Genomic DNA, 5,649 nt, shown 5'->3' with positions numbered 1-5,649 from the left:
GTGCTGTCCGCATAATCTGGGGCAGTTCATTCCTACCAGGGGCTCTTTTTTGTGCTGTCCGCACAATCTGGGGCAGTTCACAACTCGTGCTTGGAGGGCTTTCTATAAAAGCAGAGGAGGGTTGTGAGTTGGAAGTAGTGAAAATGCTAGAGTCTTTATGTGAAGAGTGTGGCGACTATCTAGATAGCCTACCAACTTTCGAAAAAGATACCAGAGTAGCTGCATTAGTTACATGGTGCTTGGCCTACAGTTGTGAGGATTACGATACCCTCCCTATATACTGGCACAAGTCTGTGGGTACGCTCCTCCTCGGCCTAAGGCTGTGTCGTGTTGGCGCTATGTACAAGGAGCGTTCTGAGGAAGTTACTAAATTCTGTATTTCTTTGTTAGAACATCTCTGGGAGGAGCGTAGCAGGCATTACATTGCTTTACACTCACGCGGTTGTTGGGCGCATTGCCGTTTAGGTTTTCAACAGTACTACGACACTTTGTGGACAGTTTGGGGGAATATCGAAAAATGAGTATTGGAGATTTGTTTACCGGGATTGACATTGTCAAGCCGCTGGTCCAGTTAGATCTCTCCTTATCGGCCCCAGCAGAAATTATATTGGCAGGTTCCGCCGCAGCCATGCTTTGACCTGTCACCCCCTACCCGTGGGAATTGCGTCACTCTGATGCCCTGCGGGGCATAGGACGAGGGACCCGGACAGACCACCGCAAAAGCATAGCCACGGCAGCTAGGGGCGAGAAGTGCATAAAAAGACAGGGGGCCGACCTTCTTAGTCGGTCCCCTGTTCTCTTGTCACCACTCGCCTGTCTGCCTGTCCTGTCTCGCTGCTTCCTTCTCGGACACAGGCAAAGGGCCGGGGGGCTTTGTCTGTGGGCGGAATAAAATCCCTGAATCCCTATTGACATACCGGGAAATAAGTGCTAGGATAATACATAGAAAAATACTAGGAATTAAAGGGGAGCGATCCCTTCTGCATTGTCCGCCCCGTCCGGGCGGGGAAAGGAAGCGAATACCATGCGTCACATCTATGCCGACAACGCCGCCACCACCAAAATGAGCCAGGCGGCCATCCGGGCCATGCTGCCCTATCTGGACGGCATTTACGGCAACCCCTCCAGCCTGCACAGCGCCGGACAGGCGGCCAGAGAGGCCCTGGAAGAGGCCCGGGCCGTCATGGCCAGGGGCCTGGGCTGCGAGCCCCGGGAGATCACCTTCACCTCCGGCGGCAGCGAGGCCGACACCCAGGCCATCCGCTCCGCCGCCTGGCTGGGGGCCAGGAAGGGGAAGAAGCACATCGTCTCCACCGCCTTTGAGCACCACGCCGTCCTCCACACCCTGGAGGCCCTGGAGAAGGAGGGCTTTGCCATCACTTTGCTGGACGTCCACGGGGACGGCCTCATCACGGCGGAGGAGGTGGCGGCGGCCATCCGCCCCGACACCTGCCTGGTGACGGTGATGTATGCCAACAATGAGGTGGGCACCGTGGAGCCCATTGCCGAGATCGGCGCCCTCTGCCGGGAGAAGGGGATCCTCTTCCATACCGACGCCGTCCAGGCGGCGGGACACCTGCCCATCGACGTGGTGAAGGAACACATCGATCTGCTCTCCCTCTCCGCCCACAAGTTCCACGGCCCCAAGGGGGCGGGGGTCCTCTATGCCCGGAAGGGCATCCCCCTGCAAAATCTCTTTTACGGCGGGGCCCAGGAGCGGGGCCGGCGTCCGGGAACCGAGAACCTGCCCGCCATCGTAGGGATGGCGGCGGCCTTTGAGGAGGCCCTGGCCGGGATGGAGGCGCGGCGGGCGCAGGTGACCGCCCTGCGGGACAGGCTCATGGAGGGCCTGGGGCAGATCCCCCACAGCCTGCTCAACGGCCACCCCGTCCAGCGCCTGCCCGGCAACGTGAGCTTCTGCTTTGAGGGCATCGAGGGAGAATCCCTCCTCCTGCTGCTGGACGACAAGGGGGTGGAGGCGTCCTCCGGCTCGGCCTGCACCTCCGGCTCCCTGGACCCCAGTCATGTGCTGCTGGCCCTGGGACGGCCCCACGAGATCGCCCACGGCTCCCTGCGGCTCACCCTCTCCCACGAGAATACGGAGGAAGAGGTGGAGCACATCATCCGTTCGGTCACCGAGGTGGTGGCCTACCTCCGGAGCATCTCCCCGGTGTGGCGGGACCTCCAGAGCGGAAAACAGAATTTTGTCATTCAATGAGTGAGGTGTAAAGATATGGCACTTTATAGCGAGACCGTCATGGATCACTTCCGCAATCCCCGGAACGTGGGCGTCCTGGAGGACGCCGACGGCGTGGGCGAGGTGGGTAACGCCAAGTGCGGCGACATCATGAAGATCTATCTCAAGATCCGGGACGATGTGATCGAGGACGTGAAATTTGAGACCTTCGGCTGCGGCTCGGCCATCGCCTCCAGCTCCATGGCAACCGAGATGATTAAGGGCAAGCCCCTCAGCGAGGCCCTCTCCCTCACCAATCAGGCGGTGGCCCAGGCCCTGGACGGGCTCCCCGCCCACAAGCTCCACTGCTCCGTGCTGGCCGAGGAGGCGATCAAGAAGGCCGTACAGGACTACTACGAGCGGCAGGGCGTGGACTACGACAGGAGCATTTTCCCCGCCTGCGACAGCTGCGACCACGGCTGCTGCCACGGCCACTGAGTCCAACTCTCAAAAATGCAAGCATTTTTTCGAAGGGATGCAGGCCGCTGCAGCGCACTTCGTCGGGGCAAAGTCCGCACCGCTCATCCCGGCCTGACGGCCAGGCATCACTCCACTTCCTTGCCCCTCCTCCCCCAAACAAGCCCACTTTGTTGGGCTTGTTTGGGCCCCGACTCGCACGTTTGCGGCCTGAGCAGAGTTTTTTCCGACGCACATGTCGCCGGAAAAAACGGACTTCATTTGATTCCGTCGTCTGCGGACGACGGAACTCTGCGAGGCATATGCACATCCCATGACCCATAGGCATTTCCTGACGAGCTGCACGGGTCCGTCCCCTTTTTAGGGGACGGACCCGTGGTTTTTGCGTAAAAAGGGGCAAAACAGGGATGACAAGGCGGGGCGGTATCTGCTATACTAAAAGATACGACATCAAGGTATCCATCCCCGTCCAAGGTGCGGACGGCTGGAAAAAAGGAGGGCTTGTCATGGCCTGTGTTCTCTATTATGAGCCCCTTGTGATGATGGGGCCCGGCGTTATTGCCGGGGTGTGCGGCCAGCACGGCCTGACGGTGCGCCCGGTGGCCCGGGACCAGGTGGGCCAGACGGTGGGGCATCTGGCGGGCTACCAGGGCTTCCCTGCACGGACCGAGGGGGAGAGGCCGCCGGAGGACCGGGTGCTGGTCTTCTGCGAGGTGGACCGGGAGACCCTGGACCAGGTGCTGGAGGCCCTGAAGGCCGCCGGCGCCCCCGCCTCGCTGAAGGCGGTCCTCACCGGCACCAACGCCGGCTGGCCCTTTGCCCGGCTGGCCAGGGAGCTCTCGGCGGAGCACCGGGCCATGGGCGGGCGCTGAAAACTTTTTGGTCCTCCGGACCGTCTGACTCTATGGAGCGGGGAGGAGCCGCGAACTTGGACTACGACAAACTGCTGACCCTGAGCAGCGATCTGGGCTACCACCTGCTGCTCAGCGGGGCGGAGATCTACCGAGTGGAGGAGTCGGTGCAGTACCTGCTCACCGCCTACGGGGTGGAGACCGGGGAGGTCTTTGCCATTCCCAACTGCGTCATCGTCAGCCTGACGGCGCCGGGCCAGAAGCCCATCACCCGGGTGCGCCGGGTGCCCAGCCACGGGACCGACATCAGCCGGATGGAGGACCTGAACGCCCTGTGCCGGCGGCTGTGCGCCGAGACCCCCGACCTGGACCGGGCGGCGGAGGTGCTGGCCGAGACGGTGGAGCGGCCCTCCCACACCCCGGTGGCGGTGGAGCTGGCGGCCTATGTGCTCCTCACCTCCACCTTCTGCCTCTTCTTCGGCGGCACCGCCCGGGACGCCTTCTGCGGCGGCGTGTGCGGCCTGGCGGTGGGGCTGGTGCTCCCCTTCCTCACCCGGCTGGGCAGCAACCTCTTCTTCAAGGCCATGGTGGGCGGTTTTTGCTGCGGCCTGCTGGCCGCCGGTCTCACCGACCTGGGGGTCGGGGAGCACATGGACCTCATCATCACCGGCGCCATCATGGCCCAGGCTCCGGGGCTGGTCATCACCAACTTCATGCGGGACATCATGGCGGGGGATATGATGTCCGGCCTGGTGAAGCTGGCGGAAGCCCTCCTCACCGGGGCGGGCATCGCCCTGGGCACCGGTGTGGCCCTGAGCCTGGTGAACACGATGTGGGGGGTGCTGTGATGATGGAGCTGCTTCTGCCCTGCCTCTACGCCTTCCTGGCCTGTCTGGGCTTTTGTGTCCTCTTCCGCATCAGCGGCCCCGGGGCGGTGTTCTGCTCCCTGGGGGGCGCGCTGGCCTGGCTGGTCTACCTCCTCGCCGGACCTGTGATGGGGGGGAACGACGTGCTCCAGTACTTCTGGGCGGCGGTCTTTCTCTCCGCCTATGCCGAGGTCATGGCCCGGGTGCGCAAGTGCCCCGCCACGGGCTATCTCCTCATCGCCTTCATTCCTCTGGTGCCCGGGGCCGGCATCTACAACATGATGGAGGCCGCCCTCCGGGGGGACACCCAGGACTTCCTGACCACCGGACTCCACACCCTGAGTATCGCCGGGTCCCTGGCGGTGGGGGTGCTGGTGGTCTTCTCTCTGGTGCGGCTCCAGCGCATGCTCCAGCGCAGAAAACAGACAAAACAGGGAGACGAGCCATGAGACGCTACGACATCGTCCTGCTGGACGCGGACAACACGCTTTTTGACTTCAACGCCGCGGAGGAGACCTCCCTGGAGGCCGTTCTGCGGGAGTTCGGCTGGCCCTGGAACGGGGAGAGCCGGGGGGCCTATCTGGAGATCAACCGCGCCCTCTGGACGGCCTTTGACCGGGGCGAGGTGGAGGAGGACTTCCTCACCGTGGAGCGGTTCCGCCGCCTGGGGGAGCGCCTGGGCCGGACGGACGACCCGGCAGAGGTGAACCGCCGGTATCTGGACCATCTGGGGGCCTGCGCCGTGCTCCTCCCCGGGGCGGAGGAGCTCTGCCGCACCCTGCATGGAGCGGGCTGCCGTCTGGCGCTGGCCACCAACGGGGTGGCCCGGGTCCAGCGGTCCCGTCTGGCGGCCTCGCCGCTCTCCCCCTTTCTGGAACGGCTCTTCATCTCAGGGGAGATGGGGAAGCGGAAGCCGGAGCCGGCCTTTTTCCGCGCCGCCCTCTCCGCCCTGGGGGCGGAGGATCTGGGGCGCTACGTCATGGTGGGGGACGGCCTGGGCTCCGACGTGAGGGGGGGCCTGGACGCCGGTCTGGACGTCATCTGGTTTGCCCCCGGCGGCGGGAGCGCCCCGCCCGACCTCACCCCCACCTACACCGCCCGCTCCCTGGGGGAGATCGGGCGCATCATCTGCAACAGATAGAGAGGAGATCCTTGGTATGAATCAGACTGCGGGGGGACCCGGCGCCGGCCAGCGGGAGCGGGAGATCGGCCACCGCCGCCGGCTGCTCCTGAGCGCCCTGCTGGCCTGCGGGGTCCTCATCGGCGCGGTGTCCCTGGG

6 protein-coding genes are annotated in these 5,649 nt (G+C 63.9%); all 6 read left to right on the top strand.

Features of this window, described 5'->3' with window-relative positions; translation table 11 throughout:
* The first annotated feature begins 1,024 nt into the window (after positions 1-1,024).
* Entirely contained in the window at positions 1,025-2,218 is a 1,194-nt protein-coding gene (locus Q0Y09_RS08675; protein WP_297720484.1) for a cysteine desulfurase family protein, read from the top strand.
* Between the two features lie 15 nt (positions 2,219-2,233).
* Positions 2,234-2,674: a Fe-S cluster assembly scaffold protein NifU gene (nifU, locus tag Q0Y09_RS08670; RefSeq protein ID WP_297720481.1), complete on the top strand. Its 441-nt coding sequence runs from the start codon at positions 2,234-2,236 to the stop codon at positions 2,672-2,674.
* A gap of 485 nt (positions 2,675-3,159) precedes the next feature.
* Positions 3,160-3,525: a DUF3783 domain-containing protein gene (locus Q0Y09_RS08665; protein WP_297720478.1), complete on the top strand. Its 366-nt coding sequence runs from the start codon at positions 3,160-3,162 to the stop codon at positions 3,523-3,525.
* 56 nt (positions 3,526-3,581) lie between these two features.
* The gene (locus Q0Y09_RS08660) at positions 3,582-4,352 is read left to right on the top strand and encodes a threonine/serine exporter family protein (protein ID WP_297720476.1); all 771 of its coding nucleotides are present in this window, start codon (positions 3,582-3,584) and stop codon (positions 4,350-4,352) included.
* Positions 4,352-4,819: a threonine/serine exporter family protein gene (locus Q0Y09_RS08655; protein ID WP_297720473.1), complete on the top strand. Its 468-nt coding sequence runs from the start codon at positions 4,352-4,354 to the stop codon at positions 4,817-4,819. Before Q0Y09_RS08660 ends, Q0Y09_RS08655 begins: the two co-directional genes overlap by 1 nt.
* A complete protein-coding gene (locus Q0Y09_RS08650) occupies positions 4,816-5,511 on the top strand; it encodes a YjjG family noncanonical pyrimidine nucleotidase (protein ID WP_297720470.1) in 696 nt (231 codons plus the stop codon). The genes Q0Y09_RS08655 and Q0Y09_RS08650 overlap by 4 nt, the downstream gene beginning before the upstream one ends.
* Positions 5,512-5,649: the final 138 nt, after the last annotated feature.

The organism is Intestinimonas sp., assembly GCF_026169115.1.
In the GTDB taxonomy this organism is placed as follows: Bacteria; Bacillota; Clostridia; order Oscillospirales; family Oscillospiraceae; genus Intestinimonas.
The sequence above is the reverse complement of the archived record's forward strand: the minus strand, read 5'-3'. Positions and strand labels throughout refer to the sequence as shown.